The 24,349-nt window shown below is 53.3% G+C and carries 18 protein-coding genes; 5 read left to right on the forward strand and 13 right to left on the reverse strand.

The window, feature by feature from the left end:
* Positions 1-59 precede the first annotated feature (59 nt).
* The 6 genes from BLR64_RS04045 to BLR64_RS04070 form a co-directional block, all read right to left on the reverse strand.
* The gene (locus tag BLR64_RS04045) at positions 60-2,786 is read right to left on the reverse strand and encodes a ComEC/Rec2 family competence protein (protein WP_090712422.1); all 2,727 of its coding nucleotides are present in this window, start codon (positions 2,784-2,786) and stop codon (positions 60-62) included.
* A gap of 119 nt (positions 2,787-2,905) precedes the next feature.
* A complete protein-coding gene (locus tag BLR64_RS04050) occupies positions 2,906-3,424 on the reverse strand; it encodes a deoxycytidylate deaminase (protein ID WP_090712424.1) in 519 nt (172 codons plus the stop codon).
* A gap of 68 nt (positions 3,425-3,492) precedes the next feature.
* Complete coding sequence (locus tag BLR64_RS04055; protein ID WP_090712427.1) at positions 3,493-4,164, reverse strand: flavodoxin family protein; 672 nt, start codon at positions 4,162-4,164, stop codon at positions 3,493-3,495.
* Complete coding sequence (locus BLR64_RS04060) at positions 4,164-4,667, reverse strand: flavoprotein (protein WP_090712429.1); 504 nt, start codon at positions 4,665-4,667, stop codon at positions 4,164-4,166. The genes BLR64_RS04055 and BLR64_RS04060 overlap by 1 nt, the downstream gene beginning before the upstream one ends.
* Complete coding sequence (locus tag BLR64_RS04065; RefSeq protein WP_090712431.1) at positions 4,648-5,253, reverse strand: TetR/AcrR family transcriptional regulator; 606 nt, start codon at positions 5,251-5,253, stop codon at positions 4,648-4,650. The genes BLR64_RS04060 and BLR64_RS04065 overlap by 20 nt, the downstream gene beginning before the upstream one ends.
* 86 nt (positions 5,254-5,339) lie before the next feature.
* Positions 5,340-5,876, reverse strand: coding sequence for a ComEA family DNA-binding protein (locus BLR64_RS04070; protein WP_139171904.1), 537 nt, complete (start codon positions 5,874-5,876; stop codon positions 5,340-5,342).
* A gap of 147 nt (positions 5,877-6,023) precedes the next feature.
* Here BLR64_RS04070 and comER point away from each other — a divergent pair, with 147 nt between their 5' ends.
* Positions 6,024-6,875, forward strand: a complete 852-nt coding sequence (gene comER / locus BLR64_RS04075; protein WP_090712433.1) for a late competence protein ComER — start codon at positions 6,024-6,026, stop codon at positions 6,873-6,875.
* A 173-nt stretch (positions 6,876-7,048) separates the two neighbouring features.
* On the opposite strand, the gene leuS is transcribed toward comER, so the two are convergent.
* On the reverse strand, positions 7,049-9,499 hold the full coding sequence (gene leuS, locus BLR64_RS04080; protein ID WP_090712435.1) for a leucine--tRNA ligase: 2,451 nt from the start codon (positions 9,497-9,499) through the stop codon (positions 7,049-7,051).
* A gap of 404 nt (positions 9,500-9,903) precedes the next feature.
* The gene (locus BLR64_RS04085) at positions 9,904-10,971 is read right to left on the reverse strand and encodes an AI-2E family transporter (protein ID WP_090712437.1); all 1,068 of its coding nucleotides are present in this window, start codon (positions 10,969-10,971) and stop codon (positions 9,904-9,906) included.
* A gap of 195 nt (positions 10,972-11,166) precedes the next feature.
* On the opposite strand from BLR64_RS04085, the gene bglS (BLR64_RS04090) reads away from it, so the two are divergent.
* Complete coding sequence (gene bglS / locus BLR64_RS04090) at positions 11,167-11,889, forward strand: beta-glucanase (protein WP_090712439.1); 723 nt, start codon at positions 11,167-11,169, stop codon at positions 11,887-11,889.
* Positions 11,890-12,074: 185 nt separating this feature from the next.
* Positions 12,075-12,812 carry a beta-glucanase gene (gene bglS / locus BLR64_RS04095; protein ID WP_090712671.1) on the forward strand — a complete coding sequence of 246 codons (738 nt, stop codon included), beginning with the start codon at positions 12,075-12,077 and terminating at the stop codon, positions 12,810-12,812.
* A 66-nt stretch (positions 12,813-12,878) separates the two neighbouring features.
* Here the strand turns inward: bglS (BLR64_RS04095) and BLR64_RS04100 are convergent, their stop codons facing one another.
* A complete protein-coding gene (locus BLR64_RS04100) occupies positions 12,879-14,462 on the reverse strand; it encodes an extracellular solute-binding protein (protein WP_090712442.1) in 1,584 nt (527 codons plus the stop codon).
* Positions 14,463-14,581: 119 nt separating this feature from the next.
* On the opposite strand from BLR64_RS04100, the gene BLR64_RS04105 reads away from it, so the two are divergent.
* Together BLR64_RS04105 and BLR64_RS04110 are read left to right on the forward strand one after the other, a co-directional pair.
* Positions 14,582-16,327 (forward strand): sensor histidine kinase, encoded by a 1,746-nt coding sequence (locus tag BLR64_RS04105; RefSeq protein WP_090712443.1) that lies wholly within the window; start codon positions 14,582-14,584, stop codon positions 16,325-16,327.
* Positions 16,305-17,912 (forward strand): response regulator, encoded by a 1,608-nt coding sequence (locus BLR64_RS04110; RefSeq protein WP_090712445.1) that lies wholly within the window; start codon positions 16,305-16,307, stop codon positions 17,910-17,912. The genes BLR64_RS04105 and BLR64_RS04110 overlap by 23 nt, the downstream gene beginning before the upstream one ends.
* A gap of 5 nt (positions 17,913-17,917) precedes the next feature.
* Here BLR64_RS04110 and BLR64_RS04115 read toward each other — a convergent pair whose 3' ends face one another.
* The 4 genes from BLR64_RS04115 to BLR64_RS04130 form a co-directional block, all read right to left on the reverse strand.
* Positions 17,918-20,890: a GH36-type glycosyl hydrolase domain-containing protein gene (locus BLR64_RS04115; RefSeq protein WP_090712446.1), complete on the reverse strand. Its 2,973-nt coding sequence runs from the start codon at positions 20,888-20,890 to the stop codon at positions 17,918-17,920.
* 31 nt (positions 20,891-20,921) lie between these two features.
* Positions 20,922-21,779 carry a carbohydrate ABC transporter permease gene (locus BLR64_RS04120; protein WP_090712448.1) on the reverse strand — a complete coding sequence of 286 codons (858 nt, stop codon included), beginning with the start codon at positions 21,777-21,779 and terminating at the stop codon, positions 20,922-20,924.
* Positions 21,776-22,756: a carbohydrate ABC transporter permease gene (locus BLR64_RS04125; RefSeq protein ID WP_090712450.1), complete on the reverse strand. Its 981-nt coding sequence runs from the start codon at positions 22,754-22,756 to the stop codon at positions 21,776-21,778. Before BLR64_RS04125 ends, BLR64_RS04120 begins: the two co-directional genes overlap by 4 nt.
* 75 nt (positions 22,757-22,831) lie before the next feature.
* Complete coding sequence (locus BLR64_RS04130; protein WP_244157607.1) at positions 22,832-24,229, reverse strand: sugar ABC transporter substrate-binding protein; 1,398 nt, start codon at positions 24,227-24,229, stop codon at positions 22,832-22,834.
* Positions 24,230-24,349: the final 120 nt, after the last annotated feature.

Here is a 24,349-nt window from a genome sequence, read left to right on the forward strand (position 1 = left end):
GTAGCGCTCAATAGCCGCACCATGTCAGCTTAACAGGCTGCTGTCACTCGTATGCTTCATTAATCAGGTTTCTGATGACTTTTAACTTCATTTGTATTTATCCTATACCGTATACTGATCTCCTCCTTCACCCTAAGTTGAATCTCCCCGTGCAGATCCGTCCGGTATATTGCCGCCCCCGCTTCCTCCAGCCGTTCCAGCACGCCGGCATTTGGATGACCGTACAGATTGTTGACTCCGGCGGAGATTACTGCGGAAGCGGGCTTCCAGAACTCCAGCCAGGCTGCACCTGTCGACGTCTTGCTTCCGTGATGAGCAACTTTTAATACGTCTAAAGGCCCGGCTTCCCGGATTCCGTCCTCCTCCGCAGCCTTAATAATCTCCTCCTCAGCGTCTTCATCCATATCTCCCGTAAAAAGAAAGCTGCGGCCGTTCATCTCCAGCCGGAACACCACCGATTCATGGTTCTGCTCCTCCACCTCCGGAAGCAGCGGCTGCGCTGCCGCCAATGGCTCCGGCCAGAGAAAATGCAACGCCGTCGCTTTATCCGGGGCCAGCACCATTCCCTGCTGCACGGCATACAGCCGGACATCTCTGGCAAGCGCAGTGTTCATCAGCTTGGCGTAAGGCTCCGTACCGGCCAGCGTACCGTTGAACATCAGCGCCGAGACCGGCATCCCCTCAAGTACGGCCTGAAGTCCGCCCATATGGTCCTGATCCCCATGAGTCAATATCACCGCATCCAGCCGGTGAATCCCCCTCCGCTTCAGGAGCGGCATCAGAGTCTTGGCTCCCACCTCAAACGGGCTGCGGCGGATGCGCCATTCCTCTCTGCTCCCGAAATTTACCGTTCCGCCGCCGTCGACCAGAATGTGAGCCCCCTCGGGTGTCGTAATCAGAATGCTGTCGCCCTGGCCCACATCCAGAAAGCTTATGGCTCCTGTGCCGTTCAGCTGTTCCGTGTAGTAACCCTTGTACAGCAGTAAACCCAGTGCCGCAGCGCATAGTATGGCTACATAACCACTGCCCCGCAGCCCGGATTGAACGCCCGTATAAGACGGATACGGGAATGTATCACGGACTTCCCCTGCTCCCGGTTGCGCAAGCCCAGCCAGCGGCCTGGTCTCATCCTCCATATACTGCGGGGCTAATTCCGTATCCCTCCTTCGCTTCAATGCATACAGCAGGCCGTAGAGCAGTGCGTAATAAAGGCATATCCATAGCAAGGACGGGGAGGCCCAGATCAGCACGCCTGCTGTAAACCCGTTTACCCATTCCACTGCCGCAAACGTCCAGTTATTCAGCAGCTCTGCTGTACCTGCAACCGCAGAAGCTCCGGCATCCCAGATTCGTCCAAGCAGCAGGGCAAGGGTGCCCAGCGGCAGTACCAGAAAAGTAATAAAGGGAACGAGCAGCAGATTAGCGATAAAAGACAGCAATGAAAACTGGTTAAAGTAATACACCGTTAGCGGAAAAGACACCAGCTGTGCGATCAGCGTTACCGTTATGGAACTGCCAAGCCACTTGGGGAGCCTGCCGAACAGTGGGGTTGCCAGCGGTGTATACACCATTAATCCGGCCGTTACCAGAAAAGACAGCTGGAAGCTGACACTGAGCAGAAAATAAGGATTCCAGACCAGCATCATCAGCGCTGAAGCGCCGAGAATATTCATGCCGTCCTTTAGCAGCCCTAGCCTTGCAGCCAGCAGGGCGATCATGCTCATCAGTCCGGCACGCAGAATCGACGGCCCGGCGCCGGACAGCAGCACATACACCGGAACCAGCAGCAGCGTTATGGTTAGTGCCGTTTCACGGGTAAACCGCAGTCGCCGCAGCAGAAACAGGATTACTCCAACATAGACCGCCACATGCATTCCCGAGATCGCCAAAATATGTGTCAGACCCAGCTGCGAGAACTGCTTGAAGGTCTCAGGATCAAGGTCATCCTGTATGCCAATGACGAGCCCCTTCATATAACCTGCATGCGGCTCCTTAAACAGGCGGTCCATCTCGGCACCGAGCGTTGCACGGGCTGCATCATTCCAGCGCAGAACGCTGGTCAACTGCCAGGATACCGGAGGCACAGCTGTTACACTCACTGCACCTTCCCCTTTGAGCAGCCAGTGAATCCGCTGTGTCTGCAGGTACGCACGATAGTCAAACCCGCCAAAGTTCCGCGCCACCGGCGGCAGCGCAAGCTCTCCCCTGACGGTCACCCTGTCCCCCCGCTGCCACTGCGCCGCCACCATGATTTCACTCTCTGCCTGCAGCTTGATCTGCACAGCGATCGGTTCGCCTACCGGACCGGCAGCTGCTGTTGAACCTTCTGCTATCGGCTTCCCCGCCGCAGACCCTTTTACAGACTCCGCTGCCTGCAGCTTTGCCGCCGGTGCTTCCGCATCCTGCCCTTCCTGTCCATCTCCTATAATCCTTATCAGCTTCAGCGTAAAATCCACCCGGTCCCCGTCCCGCTCCACCGGGGAAGCAACCACACCTTCGGCTGTTATGTATGTCTCATTCAGTCCGGCTTCCGGCTTGCCCAGCGCCTCCGGCAGCAGGCTGACATTGCGTGCCTCTGTCCACTCCCAATACAGCGCTGCCGCAGTCAGTCCGAGCACAAACACAGCGGCCGTTTTCCACCTTATTCCCCCGCCGGCAGCCCAGAGAACAAGCAGCAGCAGACAGACTGCGATACTTGCCAGCAGCCTGTAGCCGTCAAACAAGCAGCCCGCAGCGCTGCCGGCAACCCAGCAGATGGTGAAGCTTAGTAGCGGTCTCCTGTTCATATTCCATCCCCCTTTGCACAAATAAAAAAAGAACCCCTGCCTACGCAATACTTGCGTGTGCAGAGGTTCTTCCCCCAGTTGCCTGCTGTATTCAGTTCCCGCTTCCGGTAAAATCCCGTTTATTCCGACACCGTAATCATCGTTTCCTTCGGCGGCTCGTAATTCTCCAGCTGACGGAATATGATGCCCTTTGAGCCCAGCATAGCCTCTACCTTCTTCATATCCTTGCGGTAAGGCCGCAGGTAGACAATCTCGACAATACCGCTGTTGGCCAGCATATTGGCACAGGTCCAGCACGGCTCATCCGTTACATAAACGGTACTGCCTTCACGGTCGCTCCGGTCGGTGAACAGCAGCAGATTCTGCTCGGCATGAATGGTGCGGATGCAGCGCTGCTTCATCACCATCGTTTCCGTGCCGTCCACAATTTCCCGCTCATATTGCTCGGAAACCATACACCCGGCCTCAGAGCAATCCGGTACGCCCATCGGCGCTCCGTTATATGCCGTTCCCAGCAGCTTTTTGCCTTGTACCAGTACAGCACCGACATGCCGGCGCGGGCAGCGCGAACGGGTGGAGACCATGCAGGCAATGTCCATGAAGTACGTATCCCAGTTTTTGCGGTAGGCCACAGTCATCAGTAATCTCCACTTTCTCTTAATAGTTGTTCACTATTGTAACATACTGTGGCACTGTTTCAATATGATTAACCTTGGTTCCCATTCCTGCTCACCTGAAAAGGCTGTCTCCTAAGATCCTTTGGCCGAAGCCCGTTCTTCTTCGCCTGGGCATGCCAGAAAGAATGGGTGGCCGCCAGCCGCCAGGCAATGCGCGGGAAATTCGGCTGAATGAACAGCGAACCCGCACTGCTCCGGGTGAGAATTGCAGCTGAGAGCTGATCCATCGCCTTGCCGAGATTCTTTAGCGGGCCTTTCCCCAGCGGCACCCGGCTCAGAGATTTAAACATTTCTCCAGCCCCGTGCCCGATTGCCATACCGAAGCGGAACCCGCAGCGGCTGCACCAATTGCTCACAATGTCGGCTGCTATTTTACACTGATGGCCCTCATAGAATCCGTTATTAATCAGCGCATACACAATAAGCTCCCGGTTGCCCGGCTCCTGCTGCCGGAATTTTTCCATTTCGACCATCGCCCGCAGCAAATGCGAAGGAATGGCATCAAAGTATAGCGGAAAAGCCAGCACCAGTACGTCTGCTTCGTTCAGCTCCCGGTATTGCTCAGGCTTCAGCGGCTTCACGTTAACCCGGTATGCGTTCAGCTCGTTGCCTTCGGCGATCAGCGGCTTAAGCTTTTCCAGCAGAATTCCGGAATTGCTTGCCCCGCCCTTGGGACTGCCGTTAACCAGCGCAATTCTCATCACTGCACCTCCTTGAGGCTGTTAAGCGTATCGTGAAAAGAAACCTTGTAACCGGAAGCATCCAGATTGAGCGCATTGGCCCGCACCAGTGACCTTGCCGTTTCACGTTCCGCCTCGCTCATGCCTTCCCCGTAAAAATGAACCGTGAATCTGATCTGGCGCTCATAGCGCTGCTGATGATGGGTCTCTCCGTTTTTGGTTAGAAAATAAGGCAGCACATAGGGCAGCGTCCGGTTCAAAACATTGCTGACAAACGGGCTGTAGCCCCCGTACACGTTACGGGTGATAAATACGTATTCCTCATAGGCGGCAAGCCGTTCGCCCATATGCTTATAAGAATCGTTCAGCACACAGGTACCCGGAGTGCGGACCCAGCAGCCGAAGCAGCCTACGCAATGACGGATGGTTTCCTGCTCCCCTATTATTTCGTCGGTATCCCTGCTGAAGCCGCCGAGCCAGGTATTGAAATCCTGCTCAGCCAGATCATGCACGATCAGTCTCATTCTCTGTTCCTCCCGATTGAAGAATGACTTGCCATACCTCCTGCCAATTTCCCGAATAACGGACACCGCTGCTGGACAAAAGAGAAGCTACCCCGTGGACCAGCGACCAGTAAGCCATAAGCATGGTGCCATCCCTTTCAGGCGGGAGTCCCAGACTGCGGAACAGCCGGTAGGCTGTCGTCCGGAATACCGCAAACGGCGGGTAAGCCGGAACACCCTCCTCTACCCCGTCCACCTGAATCGTAATGCCCGACTGAAAGAACAGAAACGGCAGATAGGCCGGATGCTGCTCAAAAAAAGCAATATAAGCCGTGCCCAGCTCCCCCATTGCTGACATCGGGTCTTCCTGTCCTTCGACAGAAGCCTGCAGGGAAACCGTAAACTGTTCGGTAACATGATCCGCCATTGCCGCAAGCAGCTGCTGGACATCCTTGAAATGACTGTACGGAGCGGCGTGGCTAACCCCGCATTTGGCCGCAACCTTACGAAGGGAGAACCCGCCCAACCCGTCCTCATTAATCAGCTCAATTCCGGTTTCAATCAATGTGTTGCGTAGATCGCCATGATGGTAAGGTTTCTGATTCAAAAGATTACTGTCCCTTCTCTCAAACTTTACAGTGTAAATATAACCCCCGAACTTGACAGTGTCAAGATTTAAAATTACACTTTTTACTAATTAAAAATAACCTGCCCCTCCAGCTTTTCCAGCATTTTGGGACCGATTCCCTTTACTTTGCCCAGATCGGCCAGGCTGCGGAAATCCCCCTTGCTGCTGCGGTAATCAATAATTGCCTGGGCCTTCTTCTCTCCGATCCCCGGCAGGTCCATCAGTGCAGCAGCATCAGCTGTATTCACGTTAACCCTCCCGTCCGCCGCTGCATCACTACCTTTCACCGCTTCAGCATTAGCTTCGGCTCCCGGTGAATCACTGCCCGCAGTTGCTGCCTTCCCGCTGTTTACGGCTTCGCTGCTCACCGCAGCTGCTGCCACGCCTTCATTTCCGCCTGCCCCAGCCGGGTCCGCACTGCCTTTCGCCTTACCTGCAGATGCCGCATCTGCTCCTTCCTCTACCCCCAGCGCCTGCGCCATTCCGGAATTCAGTGTCTCCCAGCCCTCTATCCCCGCCGCTGTCCTGTGATCTGCAGCCCAGACCAGCCAGCCGCCGAGCAGCACGGCAGCAATTGCACACCAGAGCATTTTTTTGTTCATCAGCTAATTCCCCTTAATTTGAATGGAATATTATTCAAAAACTTGTTTAAACCATGTCATTTGTCCAAGACTCACCGGCATACATTGAAGGAAGAGTATTCCGTTTTGCTGTAGGCCCAGTAACATAAGAAAGGAGGTTACCACAGGATGAAAGTGGGATTTATCGGAACAGGCAGCATGGGCGGTCTGCTCATCGACACCTTTCTTAGTTCGGGAGCGCTTGATCCAAGCAATATACTGGCCAGCAACCGCAGCCCGGGCAAGCTGCTGGAGCTTCAGAAGCTTCACCCCGGACTGACTGTGTGTGCAAGCAACATTGAGACTGCGTCAGGCAGCGATATTGTTTTTCTGTGTGTTAAGCCTCTGCAGTTCAAGGCGCTGACTGATGAAATCGCTCCTTACCTGCGCAGTGAGCAGATTGTCGTATCCATTACAAGCCCTGTCCAGCTCCATCACCTGGAATCCGTTCTGCCGTCCAAAATTGCCAAGATTATTCCCAGCATTACCCATTCTGTCAAGAGCGGGACTTCTCTTTGCATCTTCGGAAGCAGGTTAAATAAAAAAGACAGGCAGTCTCTGCTTCAGCTGTTCTCCTTCATTGGCGTGCCTGCAGAAATCCCCGAGAGCCATACCCGGATCGCTTCGGACTTCTCCAGCTGCGGCCCGGCGTTTCTCAGTTATTTTCTGGAACGCTGGATCGAAGCGGCTGTTTCCGCAACCGGCATTGATGAGGCGCTGGTCAGCCGGCTGGCCGGTGAAATGCTGCTCGGCACAGGCAAGCTGCTGACGGAAGGCTCCTTCACGCCCCAGGAGCTGCAGGAACGGGTTGCTGTCCGCGGGGGGATTACAGCTGAAGCGCTGAATCACCTGCGTACCAGCCTGGAAGGGGTATTCGAGCGGCTGATTACAACCACACATGATAAATACGACGAGGACGTGCAGCAGCTTGATGCTTCCTTCGGCCGTGACGGAATCGCCCAGGGTCCGCTGGACCGTTAGGCAAACTTATCTTTCTAACAAGTTGAAACGGTCACGCCGTCCTTAAAAGGACGGTATCCGTTTCTGCGCGGAATAGAAGGATTATTTATGCCGTGCAACCTATAAATTCTTATAATTCAAAAAACCCGCAGCACGGATTCCTCCGTAGCTGCGGGTAGAGTTGCGTTCTTCGCTTAACCCACTACAATATTTACGAGCTTGCCGGGTACTGCAATGATTTTACGGACGGTTTTGCCGTCAACAGCGGCTTTAACATTCGGCAGGGCCAGAGCATGCTCTTCCATTTCCTGCTTGCCCATATCCGCTGCCACCAGTGCACGCTGTACAATTTTGCCGTTCACCTGTACAACAATTTCCACTTCGGCATCCACAGTCCATGCTTCATCGTAAGCCGGCCATGGAACATAGCTGATACTTCCTTCATGTCCAAGCAGCTGCCACAGCTCTTCGGCCAGATGCGGTGCCAGCGGCGACAGCATCTGCACGAAGTGCTCTGCCGCTTCCTTGGACAAGGTTTCCTGCTTGTAGGCATCGTTGATGAAAATCATCAGCTGGCTGATTGCCGTATTGAAGCGCAGGCCTTCGAAGTCCTCGCCGACTTTTTTCAGCGTCTTGTGCCAGGTGCGTTTGAACTCATCGGTTCCGCCGTCTGCCGTAATCTTGGTGCTCAGGCTGCCGTCCTCGTTCACGAACAGGCGCCATACACGGGAGAGGAAGCGGTGAACGCCTTCCACGCCTTTTTCGTTCCAAGGCTTGGTTGCTTCCAGCGGCCCCATGAACATTTCATAGACACGCAGGGTATCTGCACCGTAAGCCTCCACGATTTCGTCCGGATTGATCACATTGCCGCGTGACTTGCTCATCTTCTCGTTGTTGTTACCCAGGATCATGCCCTGGTTCACCAGCTTGTGGAACGGCTCCTTCGTATCCACTACGCCGATATCGTACAGTACCTTGTGCCAGAAGCGGGCATACAGCAGGTGAAGCACCGCATGCTCGGCACCGCCGATGTACAGGTCAACCGGCAGCCACTGCTTCTGCTTCTCCGGTGAACACAGCTCTTTATCATTGTGCGGATCGATATAACGCAGGTAGTACCAGCAGCTGCCGGCCCATTGCGGCATCGTGTTGGTCTCGCGGCGCGCCTTCATGCCGGTCTCCGGATCTACGGTTTCCACCCACTCGGTTACGTTAGCCAGCGGGGATTCACCGGTGCCCGAAGGCTTGATGGCGTCCACATCCGGCAGCATCAGCGGCAGCTGATCCACAGGGACCGTCTTCATTGTGCCGTCTTCCAGATGCAGAATCGGAATTGGCTCACCCCAGTAGCGCTGGCGGCTGAACAGCCAGTCACGCAGACGGTAGGTCACTTTGCCCTGGCCGCTGCCCTGCTCTTCCAGCCAGGCAATCATCTTCGCCATAGCTTCCTTGTTGTCCAGACCGTTCAGGAAATCAGAGTTAACATGCGGGCCGTCGCCGCTGTATGCCTCTTCCTGAACATTGCCGCCCTGTACAACTTCAATGATATCCAGGCCGAACTGCTTGGCGAATTCCCAGTCACGGGTATCATGGCCAGGAACAGCCATAATCGCCCCGGTTCCGTAGCCGGCGAGTACATAATCGGCAATCCAGATTGGCACTTTAGCGCCGTTGACCGGATTAATGGCATACGCCCCGGTGAATACGCCGCTTTTTTCTTTTGCCAGATCCGTACGCTCCAGATCGCTCTTGCGGGCTGCCTTGTCACGGTATTCCGCTACGGCAGCTGCCTGTGCTTCCGTTGTAATCACGTCCACCAGCTTGTGCTCCGGTGCCAGCACACAGTAGCTTGCACCGAACAGTGTGTCCGGACGGGTTGTGAATACTTCCAGGCTTGCATCATGGCCGTCGATCGCAAAGTTGACTTCCGCACCGGTCGATTTGCCGATCCAGTTGCGCTGCATATCCTTGATGCTCTCTTCCCAGTCAAGTTCATCCAGATCCTCGAGCAGGCGTTCCGCGTACTCGGTAATTTTCAGAATCCACTGGCGCATCGGTCTGCGTACAACCGGGTGGCCGCCGCGTTCGCTTTTGCCGTCGATGACTTCTTCATTCGCAAGTACCGTTCCCAGCGCTTCACACCAGTTCACTGACACTTCGGCAACATAAGCCAGACCGCGGTTATACAGCTGAATAAAAATCCACTGGGTCCATTTGTAATATTCCGGATCCGTTGTACTGATCTCGCGGTCCCAGTCATAGGAGAAGCCCAGCGATTTGATCTGGCGGCGGAAATTGTCGATGTTCTTGACGGTAATGTCACGCGGATGCTGTCCGGTATCCATTGCATACTGCTCTGCAGGAAGACCGAAGGCGTCCCAGCCCATCGGATGAAGCACATTGTAGCCGCGCATCCGCTTGTAGCGGGAGATAATATCTGTCGCCGTGTAACCTTCCGGATGGCCTACGTGCAGTCCTGCACCCGAAGGATACGGGAACATATCCAGCGCATAAAATTTCGGTCTTTCCGCATCTTCGCCTGTCTTGAAGGTTTTGTTCTCATCCCAGAACTTCTGCCATTTCGGCTCGATGGTCTGGGCACGGTAGCCGGCTCCGGCTGCTGTGCTTGTTTGGTTTTCGCTCATCTCTAATTTTCCTCCTTGGAGTCCTGCTGACTGTAACAAAAAAACCTCCCATCCCCAGCGTATAAACGCTAGGGACGAGAGGTCTGAATTCCCGTGGTACCACCCTAGTTAGCAGCCGGACATGCTATGTCTGGCGCTCACTTTGACACCCTCTATCGGGGGTGAGCCGACGGCGGTTCACACACTGGCCTGCAATCGGAAAATTACAGAACCCGCAGCTTGCGCCATTACTCCGAGGTGAGTTCATCCGCTCCGTTAACCGGCTTGCACCTGTACACCGGCTCTCTGAGCTAACGTCCAGCGAACTAATACTCCTCATCATCGACAACTATTTTGTGAAGCAATCGTAATATTACACAATATTATATACAAATTATTTGCCGATAGTCAACGTTTTTGCCGCCCTAAACCGGCTTGCGCCGGATATAGTAGGTAAACAGGTGCTGAATCACGACTTTTCCGGCGGCAAAGACCGGCACTGCGAGAATTAAACCGATCATTCCGGCAACTTCGCCGCCGACCAGCAGGGCAAAAATAATCAGCAGCGGATGCAGATGCAGCCTCCGTCCTACAACCTGGGGAGAGATGACATTGCTCTCCAGCATCTGGCACAGCGTATTTACAACCGCCACCAGCAGCACCAGCCGCATAGAGATTGTCGTGGCCATCACGATCGCCGGGGCAGCCCCGAGAAACGGGCCCATATAGGGGACAATGTTAAATACAGCCACCACGCAGGCAAACAGCAAAGCATAAGGCATCCCCACAATCACGTAGCCGATATAAGCGAGCACGCCGATAATGAGGCAGACCAGAAACTGTCCGCGGATGTAATTGCCCAGCGCATCATCAATGTCCTTTAATAGCTTGACAATCGATCTGCGGCGGGAGCGGGGAAGGCAGGATACCACAGTCCGTTCAAATACATCGAAATCCTTCAGGATATAGAACACCAGAAACGGCACGATAAACGCATTGAACAGAACCCCGATCGTAGATCCGATATTATCGAGAAAATGGGAGATGCCACCGGCCAGCCGGTTCTCCAGCTGATAAAACCAGTTGTTCATCCCTGTCTCCACCCCCGGCGGGATCAGTCTGGTATTCATGCTGCGCATCAGCCCCTGGGCGTGCAGGGTCATTTCCGGCAGATGCTCATTCAGCTCCTCAAGCTGCTCAATAAACATCGGAATCAGGTTGATGGCGATCACGGCAAGCGTGGTCAGGAACACCGTATAAATCAGCAGCACCGCCACACTGCGCGGCATCTTCCGGCCGGCCAGCATGCTGACCACCGGATTCAGAACGTAAGATATAATCATGGCAGCCAGGAATGGCGCCAGAATGGCTTTTAAGAATATAAAAATCCCCTGCAGCATCGGGCGGAGCAGCCAGACAAAGTATAGAATAATCAGGGTCAGCAGCACTCCGATCATCCAGCGGAACCATTTACTTTTAGACCATTGCTCCATGTTACCCCTCCTATCCGTTTACTCTAAGCAAGCAGGCAATATCAGTATGTGTGGGAGAGCGGCGAAATACTCTTGTCCCGCTGCAAAAGGTTGCTTTTTTGTTATTCCCGGCCAAAAGTTGGTATAGCTGGATGAAGGGCCATTAGCTAAAATACATATTGTAAAACGCTTTCATTCCAAGGAGGAATGTTTTTAATGAAAAGGGTATTCAAAAGTTGTGTCGCTTGTCTCGTTCTGCTGCTCACCGGAATTCTCGCAGGATCACCGGCCGTTTCCGCAGCCACCGTCTTTTATGAGCCCCTGACCTACTTTAATTCCGCAACCTGGCAAAAAGCAGACGGCTACTCCAATGGCGGAATGTTTAACTGCACCTGGCGAGCCGGAAATATCTCCTTTACAAGCGGCGGACAGCTTCGTCTGGCACTGACCAGCCCCAGCACCAACAAGTTTGACGGCGCAGAACTGCGCTCCGTATACAAATACGGGTACGGTAAGTATGAGGTTAGCATGAAACCGGCAAAAAACAGCGGAATTGTCTCGTCCTTTTTCACCTATACCGGTCCCTCCGACGGGAATCCATGGGATGAAATTGATATCGAGTTTCTAGGTAAAGATACAACCAAGGTTCAATTCAATTATTACACCAACGGGGTGGGAGGACATGAAAAAATCGTAGATCTTGGCTTTGATGCATCCCAAGGCTATCATACTTATGCTTTCGACTGGCAGCCGGGGTACATTAAATGGTATGTGGACGGTGTATTGAAGCATACGGCGACAAGCAATATCCCGTCACATGCCGGCAAAATCATGATGAACCTCTGGAACGGAACAGGTGTAGACTCCTGGCTGGGTTCATATAACGGGGCTAATCCGCTATACGCCTATTATGATTGGTTAAAGTATACCGGTAACTAACATAAACAGGACCCCGGCGGCTCCGCGGAGCATCTGCCGGGGTCTTTTGCTTCTGGCACAGAGCCCCTTATCTTTAGAAATTGTTATTCAGATTGACACATTGGTATGGCGGCTGTACCCGTCATTAAGTACGATAGTAGCAAGAAAAGAATACAGGAGGAACCGCATTGATACGCAGGAAATACATGAAAACGCTGGCAGCAGTCGTGGCTCTGACATCGCTAGTTGTTGGCATTAAAGCCATCACTTCATCTTCATCCAAATCCGCTGCAGGGAGCTTGGAGGACGATTTCACAATGTTTAACGAAGACTTCTGGAAAAAGACGGATGGGTACTCCAACGGCTCCATGTTCAACTGCACCTGGAGCGAAAAAAACATAACCTTCAGCGAAGACGGTCAGATGATTCTTTCACTCACAAGCCCTGCTTCCGGTGAATTTTATGGAGCGGAGTACCGTTCACTTGAGAAGTACGGTTATGGATTGTATGAAATCCGGATGAAGCCGGCCGTTAATCCCGGAATCGTCTCCTCCTTTTTCACCTATACCGGCCCCTCGGAGGGTGAGCCGTGGGATGAAATTGATATTGAATTTCTGGGCAAGAACACGCGGCAGGTGCAGTTCAATTATTTCACTGACGGTGTCGGCGAGCATGAGCAGGTCATTGAGCTTGACTTTGATGCCGCAGAAGAATTTCACTGGTACGGCTTTGAGTGGAAAAAGGATGCGATCACCTGGTATATCGACGGACGCCCTGTTCACACGGCAACCGAGAATATCCCCTCTACTCCCGGCCGGATCATGATGAATCTCTGGAACGGAACAGGTGTAGATTCCTGGCTTGAGCCATATGACGGTAAAGCCCCGCTCCATGCTTACTATGACCAGTTCCGCTATACTCCGGATAAATCGTCGGACAAATAATCAATCCGGTGCTTTTCCGACAAGAAGAAACCGCCTTATTCAAGGCGGTTTCTTGTCCTGCGGGGCTCATGGTCTGCTCCGGTCCCAGGCATTAATTTCCGAGGTTTCGGCCAAACCTCCGTATGCCTGCCATTTTTCAACGAATTCATCGAACTCCCCGATGCCGCTGTCCGCAAAGATCATTTTTTGAAAGCTTTTTTGTTCCAGCTTTTTCAGCAGCTCCCCGCTGCTCTTCATGGTCCTGGTCGGGGGGCCCGTAAACTGTTCTTTGCGGGAGGCCTCCTTCTGGGCCAGCAGCACAGGGGCGATATCCACCGGAATTTCCTTAACGACCTCAGAAGGAATTCTCGCGCCGTCGAAGGTCAGCGTATAGGAGGCGACCCGGATGCCCCCCAGCGGCAGGGCGGAGGGATCTATGGTCGGCTTACCGTCAACCAGAGTCCAGTCATAGCCTTCAGCAAGACCGTTGGCAAACTCGCCGGTTGAGGTAGCGTAATAATCAAACAAATAATTCTGATAGGTGAAAAAGATCTCGGGGTGTTTCATTTTCTTGTTGATCAGAATAGCGCCATTGACAGGCAGGGTGCCTCTTCGCATTACGGTTCCGCCCGGGCCTGAAGGGATGGCAACCGCCCTTATTCTTGCCTCCGGGTCTGCATCGGTCAGGGAGGACAGCGGCCAGCCGCGCATCCAGTAAGGTCCGGCTATTATTCCTGCCTTGCCGGAGACGAACAAATTGGCAGCGCCTTCTTCATCAAGCCAGGCACTGTCGCCGGATAAATATCCTTGCTGCACCCAGTGCTTCATCAGTGAGACTGCTTGCTGGGCGCCGGGCTGTACAGAGCCATATTGCAATGTTCCGTCGCTCATGCGGTTCCATTGCTCCGGAACTGTACCGAATGCACCGAAAATCCAGCTGCTGTCCCCCATCCAGGTGTTGGGGCCGTTACGGAAAGCCACAGATAAACCGTAAGTATCCTTTGCCCCGTTACCATCAGGATCGCGGTTAACAAAGGCATCCATGACCTTTTCCAGTTCCTCCAGTGTGCGCGGGGCTGCCATATGAAGCTTGTCCAGCCAATCCTGCCGGATCCAGAGCAGCGGATCGGAATTATATTCATAATCCATAATGGGAATTGCATACTTGGAGCCGTTGCGCATAAAGGCATTCCACACCGAACTGTCCTCGGCTACAGCCTTCTTCCAGGTATCGGAGGCATACCGTTCAAATAAGCTGCCTACCTCCATGAATTGCCCGGAATCGATCAGCTCCTGAATAATGTCGGCATCCCTTGTTGTTACCACATCAGGCATATTTCCCTTTGCCAGTTCAAGCCTCAGCTTATTGGCATAGGTCTCAGAAGTACCTGAGATGGTCCACAAATAGCGGATGCGGATGCCCAGACGGTTCTCAGCCCAGATGGTATGCACGTTATGCTCCAGGCTCTCCCCTTTTTTAAAAATCAGATTGGGATTAACGGAGCCTACTGTATAGAGGTCTACTGGAGGATCATATTTGCCTAGCTTGAGGTCGAATTTAGGCGCTTGGCCATCCGGGGAAACCGGAGGGACGCTCTGCCTTGAGGAGCCGGTAAAGGAACAGCCCGACAATGCCAGCAGTGCCGCCAGCAGTAATACATTCATTTTCATGAAAACACCTGCTTCTCGAAAATTACGTGCGGGTCGAACAGATTGTAACACAACCTGTTAAACACCGTGTGTGATACAATTCTTTTGATTACAGCAAAGTCTCGGAAAAGGATGATTGTATGGTCAGGCGAGCGAATCTATTTGTCAAAATGGTTGCGATTCTGTTCTCTCTCATTTTAGTAACACTCTTATTCTACGGCTTATCCTACCGCAAGGATATCGGAGTCATTACAGACCAGATCAAAACAACCGATTTGAATCATCTGGAGTTTCTGACTCAGCAGATGGACAACAATATCAACCAGCTGGCAGGCAGCATGTATGCCCTTCAAAGAGATCCGACTATCCGTGACTATGAGCAGATTCAGCAGCTGGGCCACCTCATTGATCCCGCCCAGACCGTTATGACCGTCTTGGAGAAGCTTTCCCTGCAGACCAGCTCCAGCACGTGGGAGAACCGGATCGTCCTGTACAAGCCCCACACCGGTGAGACACTGGGATCGGATTCCTCACTCTCATTCGATTCCTCCATTCTGGAGAAGCCGCTGCAGCCGGGCTGGGAATATATTCCTGAAGACAAGGGCAGCAATGAGGCCGGCTTCCGTCTGCTGTTGTCGGATCCGGTGGAGGATAAAGGCAATCTCCGGCAGGCGGAGCTGCTGATGTCCATGTATTTTCCCGTATCCAATATTGAGCGGATGTTCGATACGTACCAGTCGCAAAACAAAGGTGACACCTTCCTGTATCATCCGGCCTACGGGGTCATTCTCTCCCGTCATACCGACAGGGAAATGGCCCGGCAGATCATTACGGCCATGGAGCCTCTGACAGGTCAGGAGACTTCGGATATTTTCAGCCTCAGGGAAGGCAGCTTCCTCGTCAGTTCAGTCCCGTCCTCGGCTGTTACCTGGCAGGTCATTCATTATTCGCCTCTAAAACAGATCTTACAGCCTATCCAGAGCAGCCGTTTTACTTTTCTGACAGGCTCGGTCATCCTTTTGGTCATGAGTCTGCTGTTTTCCCTTCAGCTCTACCGCCAGGTGCAGCGTCCTGTAAGCCTCCTGCTGCGTTCGCTCAACAGAATGAAGGAAGGACGCTGGTCTACCCGGATTCATGCCAGGACCAATCCTGAGTTCACGATGCTTAATGAAGAGTTCAATGAAATGGCGGAGAAGATACAAGCTCTGATTGAACAGGTCTATCTGGAGCAGCTCCAGGCCAAAGATGCCCACCTGAAGCAGCTTCAATCACAGATCAATCCGCATTTTCTCTATAATTGCCTGTTCTTTATCAAGAGCAAGGCCGTTATCGGGGATACAGCTTCAGTAGAAGCCATGGCTCTTAATCTTGGAGAATATTACCGTTATATCACCAGAGTCGACCATTCTCTCACAACGCTTGAGGATGAGCTGAAGCTGTTGGAGAATTACCTGGAGATTCAGAATCTAAGGAAACAGCGGATCGGTTATACGATGGATATCGCCGGTGAATTGCTGGGCATGCAGATCCCCCGGCTGCTGATTCAGCCCTTGGTTGAGAACAGCATTATTCACGGAATTGAGAAAAAGATCGGACAGGGCTTCATCCGGATCACGGCCAGCCAAACGTCTTCCGCAGTTATGGTCACTGTAGAGGACAACGGAGCCGGTATGACCAGTGAGGCCATTGCCTCATTGCAGGCCAGATTGTCCGGACAGACACGTGACGAAGGAGGATGCGGCCTCTGGAACATCCAGCAGCGCCTTAAATATCACTACGGCAATTCCTCCGGCCTTCTGATCTCCTCCTCCCCTGAAGGAGGACTAATAATCACTCTCTGTATGGAGAAGAAAGAGGAACACAATGCACCAAATTCTACTGGTTGATGACGAGCCGTATGTTGTCGATGATCTGTCCATCTCCCTTCCCTGGACAGAGATGGGTTTCGGGCTGGTTCACAAAGCCTACTCCGGGTACGAGGCTCTTGACCTGCTTCAGCGTTATCCGATTGACATTGTCGTAACGGATATTAATATGCCGGAAATCTCAGGCATTGAACTGATTGCTTCGATCCGCAGCCGCTGGAAGCATATCCGGGTCGTTATGCTGACCGGCTATGCCGAATTCGAATACGCCCGCAAAGCGATAGAGGAGCAGGCCAGCGCTTATCTGCTGAAGCCGATTGCCAATGACCAGCTGGTTGCCGTCATCACCAAGCTCCAGAATGAGCTGCGCGGCGAATGGGAGGCATGGTCCTCCTACCAGCGGACGATGCAGACATTCCGCGAGCACCTTCCGCTGCTCCGCGACCGCCTGCTCGGCGATCTGCTGCAGGGCCGTAAGCTTTCCGGGCCGCAGCTGCAGGAGCGGCTGGCACAGTTCGATCTGCCGCTCTCCACCAGCCAGCCGGTATGCCTTGCGGTTGTCAGACCCGAGGAGTTTTTCCGGCGCCAGGACATGCGCAGCATGCTGCTGTTTGAATATGCGATCATTAATATTGCGCAGGAGCTGTTTCAAGACCGTTTCCGCATCTGGTCCTGCAAGGATGTCCATGATTATCTTGTATTTCTGCTTCAGCCAAGGGAAGACATCGAATCCGGCAGCAATCCGGGCGATGAGGTAGCCCAGAGCGCTTACCAGCTGCAGAATCATGTCAGCACGCTGATTGGAGGCGGTCTGTCCGTTGTCACTACTGGCTGGGGAGGGTTCCCGGATCAGGTCTATTCTCTCTACCAGTCCGCTATTTCTGCCATCCGCCAGCATATCGGCAGCGAAACCGGCATTTATCTGGATGCCACTGACACAAGCGTTGCCCAGTCAGTTGAGATTCTCCAGCCGCTCTATGAGCCCCCGCTGCTCTCACATATGTTTGAGGCAAATAATTGGCAGGGGATTGAAGACAAGCTGAATGCCATTACAACAGAGCTGGGCCGCAATCCGGACCGCTCACTGGAGCATATCCACGAAGCCCGCCTGCATCTGGAAACGGCATTCTACTATTTTGCCCACAAGAACAATAAAATGCTGAGCGAGATTGTAGGCAATCCGCTGCTGGAGCAGCCCCCCTTCCAGACACCGGACAAGCTGCGGGAATGGGCGCTCCACGTCATTCTCCTCCTGAGAGAGCATTTTGAATCAGAGCGCCGGGACAGCCGTACTGTGCTGATCCAAAGCGTCCATGAATATATCAACAGCAATCTGCACTATGTCTCACTCCAGGCCATTGCCGATCATGTACAGATGCACCCGGTCTATCTGTCCAAAATGTACAAGCTGGAGACAGGCAAGCGAATCAGCGACTATATCGGTCAGGCCAAGATGGAAAAAGCGGCGTATCTGCTGATTCATACGCCGCTCAAAATATATGAGGTTTCCGCTGAGCTTGGTTATTCCAATGCCCATTATTTCATCAAGCTGTTTAAAGAATATACCGGAATGACCCCTCAGGAATACCGTGATCGGGCATTGTAACGGACCTAGCCTTCAAATCGCAGCTCTACCTCATGGTCAAGACCGTCGTCAGCAGCCGGCACAAGCCCTGCCTCAAGCATACGGCCATCGAGCGTCAGACGGGCAGTGCTGTCCTGCATCCGGCTGAAGCCCTCAGGTTTGCTGATCCGAATCCGGTACGAAGAGCCTCCAAGCTTCAAGGTGTAAGTCAATTCTGTCTGCTCCTCCCGCAGAATCGGATTGAGTGCGATTCCCTGGGACATGTACTCTATACCGAGCGCCTCCATCAGCGAGAGGGTGAGCCAGGTCGAGGTGCCGCTAAGCATCGGGCCAATGTTCTCACCGGTCTCGCTGTTGTTGTATTGCGTGCAGAATCTTGGATTTCCGCAGACTGCAAACGGATCATCCATCGTCTTGAACGGCAGGATCCGGTCCAGCAGCCAATATCCGAGGCGTCCCAGTTCAGCGGCAAGTTCTGCATCAGCCACCTCCTTGGCTCCCTTGAACATTGCTGCAGCAGCCATCATGCAGGCATGCTTGAATACGCCCCCGTTCTCACGGTCTCCCGGAAAATACTCGTCAGATGCTGTATGGGAGGATACCCGCCCCAGTGCAACAGGTGAAACCAGCTTCAAGCCGTAAGGGGTCATAAGGTGTGACTTCATTGTGTTCAGCATTACAGTGATCTGCGCTTCATCCGCACAGCCGGACAGGATGCTCCAGGTGAAGGAGTTCAGGAAATAAGAGCCGTCAGTGGCCGGATCGGCTGAGAGGCCGTCCCCGCCGGCACCCAAGTAGGTATATTCGCCGTCTGCATAGCGGTTGAACAGCACGCGCGCGAAAAAATCGCCCTTCCAGGCATGCTCTTGAATACGTCCCCGCAGCTCTTCCCCGAAACGGTCAAGCTCTGCAGCATAATCCGTTTCTCCCTTCCGGACAGCCAGGACAGACAGCTCATCTACAGCCACCTTGAGCAGAAAAGCATTCATGACACTCTCGGAATAATCACTGTCCAGTGGATCGCCAAATACTCCGCCTGCCTGCAGCTGCTTACGGTAACGCTCTTCCTTGGCCGGGCCGTTCAGATACGTATCATCCAGCTTCAGACAGTCATTCCAGTCGGCGTAGTCCAGCAGCGGAAGCCCATGACGGCCCACCGAAATCCGGCCTGAGTAGACAATAATCGCCTTCAAAGTCTCGAAAACCGGCCGGCTGGAGTCTTGTCCCGCCACCGGGCAGGTTTCGTCCAGGAATTCGAGATCGCCTGTCAGCATTACGTAACGGTAGACCGCCTGAACAAGCCATAAGGCATCATCGGACCATTTACCGGGCTCCTTGCCGTTCCAGAAGAAATTGTGATAGGCATAGCCCAGCCCGAATACCATGCTGGTCCATTCCTTCAGGAGACTCTTCACCAGACCGCTTCTTCCCATACTGGTAAAATAGTACATCGAGGCGTACAAATCCTGGATCTCACGGAAGCCTATTTCCCTATAACCTTTTTGTGTCTGGCAAAAGGAGCGTGAGACAAAGGACTGGTAGAGCACCTGAAAAGGCAGATTGCGGTTGACGAATACATCGAAATTTTCATCACCGGAAGCTACCTGCAGGAACTTGCCGTACTCACGCACGAAGCCTGCCGATTCGGCCAGCGCCATTTCTGCCGCACTGCGGGCAGAGAACCGGTTAATCAGCGCCCCTACCTCGTCAGCAAGCACTGTATCGTTCCAGGGCGCACCGCTCTTGTCGGAGACAAGTCCGGTCAACTGGTCGACAGCTGAGGTACCTCCTGCCGGAATAGAAACCTCACCAGCTACAGCGAAGAAGCCGGGTCCCTTGCGCTGCAGAATGCTGCTTAGCCTGAGTGCACCAGCCGGACGGTGCAGAGAGCCCGTACCGACAAATTCATTGTAGCTGAGGCAGTATTCGCGCGGCAGCACAGCCCCGTCATTCCCGTGAATGATCATGGTGTGAAAGCGCAGGTCATGCCTGCCGCCTTCCGGATAATAATCGGGGCTGACAGCCGCCACCGCTCCGGCGGAATCCTGGAGCACGCCGCCCTGCATAATGATATTGCTGTACAGCACATCCTCAAACAGTGCTCCTGGAGCAGCGGAGCCAAACATTCCGGTATAGACAATCCGCAGGCGGCGTTCAGCTTCTCCGAGGTTTACAAGCTCAATCCGCTGTGCTTCTGTTGCCAGAGGCATACCCTCGGAGTGGGGAAGAATAAAGATCGTACGGGTAATTTCCAGACCGCAGCGGGTCCGGTAAGTAATAACCGTTGCATTCTGCGAATGCCGGCAGACCGCCGATTCAATGCGTTCGTCTCCGGGGTCAGCAGAATAAAAGATCTGCTTCCCTTCCTCGAACAAATAAAATTGCCGGTTAGCCGGGAACCCGTTCTCCTCCTGGCGCATATCCCAGCGTGTCGCCAGTACCTGGGTTGCGGCGTGTGAGCGGAAGCTGCCGCCCCCGAAGCGGTCAACAACGCTCTTGGGAGTGGTCTGCAGCGGATGAGGGAAGCTTAGGCGGTTGCCCAAGAGCAGATTAACCGCAAAGTGCGGTCCCGGCACCGGTGAACGCAGGTCGATTACATGCTCTCCCTCGGCATTTAGCTCCCCTGCCCAGCCTGGCGCAGCTTGCAGCAGCACCAGCGCCTCCGATTCAGCAGCCTCCGGGATGTTTATGGTCTGCTCCTCATTCCCCGCATCCCGGATATATAAAGACAGCTTGGTTCCTTGACTGTTCATGGCGAACAGAGCGGACGCGCCGGCTTCAGCCGGTAGCAATGCAGCTATGGCCGGAAGCTTGAGCAGCTCCTGGATGGCAGGCAGCCTAAACGGCAAGCCTGCTATCCCTACAGCCCCCCGGCGTTCAGAATCGGTAAAAAGTGCGCTGACGTTCTCTACGGTACCGATCCGGCCGGCAAACACTTGTCTCAGAATATCCTCGGCCGAGGCCTTGGTTTCTCTTGCAGTATTCCAATTTAGCAACATCAATTTCACCCTTCCTGGCATAACTGGCGGATCAGCCCTTGACGGCGCCCGCGGTCATACCGCTGATAAAGTACTTCTGCGTCATGAAGAATACCACCATAACGGGTACCGTTACGACAGTCGAAGCCGCCATCAGCAGATCATAGCGGGTATTGTACTGTCCGACAAACAAGCGGATACCGACCGGAATCGTCTGTACATCCGAACTGGTGGTAAGCACCCAGGCGAACAAAAGCTCATCCCACGCCGTAAGGAAGATAAAGATGCCGGTCGCAATGATGCCGGGTACGGACAGCGGCAGAATGATTTTGTAAAAAGCCTGAAATTTGGAGCAGCCGTCAATGGCCGCCGACTCCTCCAGATCTCTTGGGATAGAGACAAAGAACCCGCGCATGATCCAGATACTGATCGGAGTATAAAACGCCGTATAGACAAGAATCATTCCCCAGTACGTGTTGATCATCGGTAAGCCGAACGTATTCTTAATCCACAGGAACATCAGGTAAATCGGGAACAGGAACATAATACCCGGAATAAGCTGCGTGGATATGATACTCATACTGAACGCCTTCGATCCCGGAAAATCAAACCGGGCCAGCGCATATCCGGCCAGAACGGCAAAGGTGCCGGCCAGCAGGGTTGTTGCACCGCAGATCAGCAGGCTGTTCCGGAAATAGATGGCGAAATTAACGGTGTCCCACATGTTGATGTAATTGACCCACTGCGGCTTCGTCAGACTGAAGCTTGTGATGCCGTTCAGAATCTGGTCGTTGGAGTGCAATGAGGTAAAGATCATCCAAATAATCGGGAAGATCGTCACGATGACAATCATCCAGGTCAGTGAAGTCAGCAGAAATGAAGAGACAGAACGTTTTCTATGTGTACTCATTGGGCATTCAACTCCGATCTAAAGACGCGGTACCATACACCGACGACCATCAGCATTACGAACATCAGCATCATTGAAGCGGCCGAGCCGGAACCAAACGCCCAATAGCCGAAGGATTGGCGGGTTAAGGCGGTCATCAGAAGGTCTCCCCATTCTCCCGGATATCCGGCACCGTTACCGAACATGGTGGAAACGATATTGTAGGAGTAGACATTGTTAATGATCTGGAACAAGAGCTGTACCGCAATAACCGGCTTGAGCATAGGCAGCGTGATATTCCAGAACTGGCGGAGCTTATTGGCACCGTCAATTGTAGCCGCCTCATAGATATCCTCAGGAATGGTCTGCAGTCCGGCCAGGAAAATGACCATCAGGAACGGCCAGCCGCGCCAGATCGTCGGAATAATAATCGCCCAGATGGTATTGGGCCCAAGCAGCCAGAATGGCTTGTCGTTGAAGAGGTGCAGCACATCAACCAGAAAATAGTTGATAATGCCGTTTTGCTGCCACATGAAGCCCCAGAGCACACCGACAACATAAGACGGGATGACCCAGGGCAGCAGCATAGCGGTACGGGCAATGCCGCGGCCGGGAAAATCCCGGTTCAGCAGCATGGCCATCATCAGGCCCATAATCATTACACCAATAGTTACAATAACCGCATAGATGGCCGTGTTGCGAATTGCAAAATTCAGCCCCTGACGGACCGGATTATCGGAGTTAAACAGCAGGCCGATATAGTTGTCCATCCCAACAAACGGGGCTTTCAAATATTTCACCAGCGTAAATTGATTCAGCTTCAAAAATGACATCCAGATTCCCTGCAGCATCGGGAGCAAATGCACCAGCATCATGAAGATGATGGTCGGCACCATCAGCATGTAGGCGAACTTATTATCTTTGACCCGCTTTCGCCACAGCCCGCGCTTGCCGGAAGGGGCATTTGCCGGAAGTTTATTTTCAGTATGGAGTCCCATCTCTTATCCCTCGCTTTGTTAATGAAAGAAACCGCCGTGCCCTAATAGCGCGGCGGCCTCTCAAAATTCAAGTCGTTATTGATTAATAATGGCTTTGACTTCAGACGCCGCGGAGTCCAGCTCCTCCTTGATGCTCTCTTTGCTGTATTTGCCCTTTACGCCGGCCACAATATCCCAAACGTTGGCAAAGTGCTTCTGCAGTGCTGTTTCTGTTGGTCCCCATTGCGGAATGGCCGGATATGTTCTTCCGTATTTGGTTGCTTCCGAGAATGCTTTCATATTGGCATCAAGATCCGGTGATTCCAGAAGAGACAACTTGGCAGGAAGCTGCCCGGATACCTGAGCATAGGCTTTCTGCGCCTCATCCGAGGTCAGGTATTTAATAACCTCCCAGGTGGCTTCCTTGTTCTTGGAGCCGCTGAACACGGTCAGCTCGCTGCCGCCGACAAAGGTAGCCTGTCCGCCGGGACCGGCAGGAAGCGGAGCTACCGCAAAGTTCTTGGCCGCCTTCTTGTCATCCATACCGCCGTTAGCTTTTGGTGTGGCAAAGTTTTTGGCGAGCCATGGTCCGGAGATAATGACCGCTGACTTGCCGTCGCCGAAATCACTCTCAATCTGTGAAGAGTTCTTTTCAAGTGAGGACTTTTCGACAAGACCTTCATTCGCAAGCCCTGTATAGAACATAACACCTTCCAGACCCTTCTCTTCATTGAAGACTACATTCTTGTTGTCCTCAGACAGAACGTCGCCGCCTGCTGCCCAGATCCAAGGGAAAATATTATGCACAACGTTCCAGTCGTTTTTGCCCGGAAGTCCAAGTGCAGCGATCTTCTTGCCGTCAACCGTTTGTCCGTTCACTGCTTCCAGCGCACTCTTGAAGGAGTCCCAATCCTTGAACGCAGTTTCCGTATTTACCCCGGCCTGCTTAAACACATCGGTCCGGTAGTAGATGGCCCGCGCATCAACAAACCAAGGTATGCCGTATACCTCGCTGTCACCTGCGATGGAGGTTGTATTCCAGATGGCCGGCAGGAAGGCTTCGGCACCGCCAACATCGGCCACCTTGTCGGTCACCTTGTCAATGCCGCCCATGCTGGCAATTGCCGGCACCCAGGTCGATCCAAGCTGAAGAATATCGGGGCCTTCACCGCTTGTAGCCGCGGTTGTAATCTTGGTCCAGGCGGAGCCCCAGTCCAGGACGGTTACTTTTACAGTGACATTCGGATGCTCTTTCAGATAAGGATCAAGGGTCTGCAGGAAGTCGGCATCCGGCTTGGGACTGTTCGGCATTACCCAGGCATTCAAGGTAACCGGTTTTGTACTCGGGGCGGCAGTTGCCGTAGTCGCATTGGAACCTTTCTGCTCTCCTCCGTTGTTAGAAGAATTTGAAGAATTGTTATTGCCTCCGCAACCGCTGACGGCCAATGAAAATGCCATAAGCAGTGCACTGATGGATACTGCTGTCTTTTTCACAATAAATCTCCCCCATTGTCATTTGAAGATCAGGGAGAACGGCTGCCCGCCCCCCCCATACTCTGATTATAAGAGCGTTTCTGGCCGCTCTAAATACCAAATCCCAAGCCTGTATAACAA

This window comes from Paenibacillus typhae, from assembly GCF_900099765.1.
GTDB lineage: Bacteria > Bacillota > Bacilli > Paenibacillales > Paenibacillaceae > Paenibacillus_AQ > Paenibacillus_AQ typhae.

What these genes read in the sequence shown, in the direction of transcription:
- BLR64_RS04045 (WP_090712422.1), bottom strand. Translation starts at nt 2,786, where the DNA reads ATGAACAGGAGACCGCTACTAAGCTTCACCATCTGCTGGGTTGCCGGC.
- BLR64_RS04050 (WP_090712424.1), bottom strand. Translation starts at nt 3,424, where the DNA reads ATGACTGTGGCCTACCGCAAAAACTGGGATACGTACTTCATGGACATT.
- BLR64_RS04055 (WP_090712427.1), bottom strand. Translation starts at nt 4,164, where the DNA reads ATGAGAATTGCGCTGGTTAACGGCAGTCCCAAGGGCGGGGCAAGCAAT.
- BLR64_RS04060 (WP_090712429.1), bottom strand. Translation starts at nt 4,667, where the DNA reads ATGAGACTGATCGTGCATGATCTGGCTGAGCAGGATTTCAATACCTGG.
- BLR64_RS04070 (WP_139171904.1), bottom strand. Translation starts at nt 5,876, where the DNA reads ATGAACAAAAAAATGCTCTGGTGTGCAATTGCTGCCGTGCTGCTCGGC.
- comER (WP_090712433.1), top strand. Translation starts at nt 6,024, where the DNA reads ATGAAAGTGGGATTTATCGGAACAGGCAGCATGGGCGGTCTGCTCATC.
- leuS (WP_090712435.1), bottom strand. Translation starts at nt 9,499, where the DNA reads ATGAGCGAAAACCAAACAAGCACAGCAGCCGGAGCCGGCTACCGTGCC.
- BLR64_RS04085 (WP_090712437.1), bottom strand. Translation starts at nt 10,971, where the DNA reads ATGGAGCAATGGTCTAAAAGTAAATGGTTCCGCTGGATGATCGGAGTG.
- bglS (WP_090712439.1), top strand. Translation starts at nt 11,167, where the DNA reads ATGAAAAGGGTATTCAAAAGTTGTGTCGCTTGTCTCGTTCTGCTGCTC.
- bglS (WP_090712671.1), top strand. Translation starts at nt 12,075, where the DNA reads ATGAAAACGCTGGCAGCAGTCGTGGCTCTGACATCGCTAGTTGTTGGC.
- BLR64_RS04100 (WP_090712442.1), bottom strand. Translation starts at nt 14,462, where the DNA reads ATGAAAATGAATGTATTACTGCTGGCGGCACTGCTGGCATTGTCGGGC.
- BLR64_RS04105 (WP_090712443.1), top strand. Translation starts at nt 14,582, where the DNA reads ATGGTCAGGCGAGCGAATCTATTTGTCAAAATGGTTGCGATTCTGTTC.
- BLR64_RS04110 (WP_090712445.1), top strand. Translation starts at nt 16,305, where the DNA reads ATGCACCAAATTCTACTGGTTGATGACGAGCCGTATGTTGTCGATGAT.
- BLR64_RS04115 (WP_090712446.1), bottom strand. Translation starts at nt 20,890, where the DNA reads ATGTTGCTAAATTGGAATACTGCAAGAGAAACCAAGGCCTCGGCCGAG.
- BLR64_RS04120 (WP_090712448.1), bottom strand. Translation starts at nt 21,779, where the DNA reads ATGAGTACACATAGAAAACGTTCTGTCTCTTCATTTCTGCTGACTTCA.
- BLR64_RS04125 (WP_090712450.1), bottom strand. Translation starts at nt 22,756, where the DNA reads ATGGGACTCCATACTGAAAATAAACTTCCGGCAAATGCCCCTTCCGGC.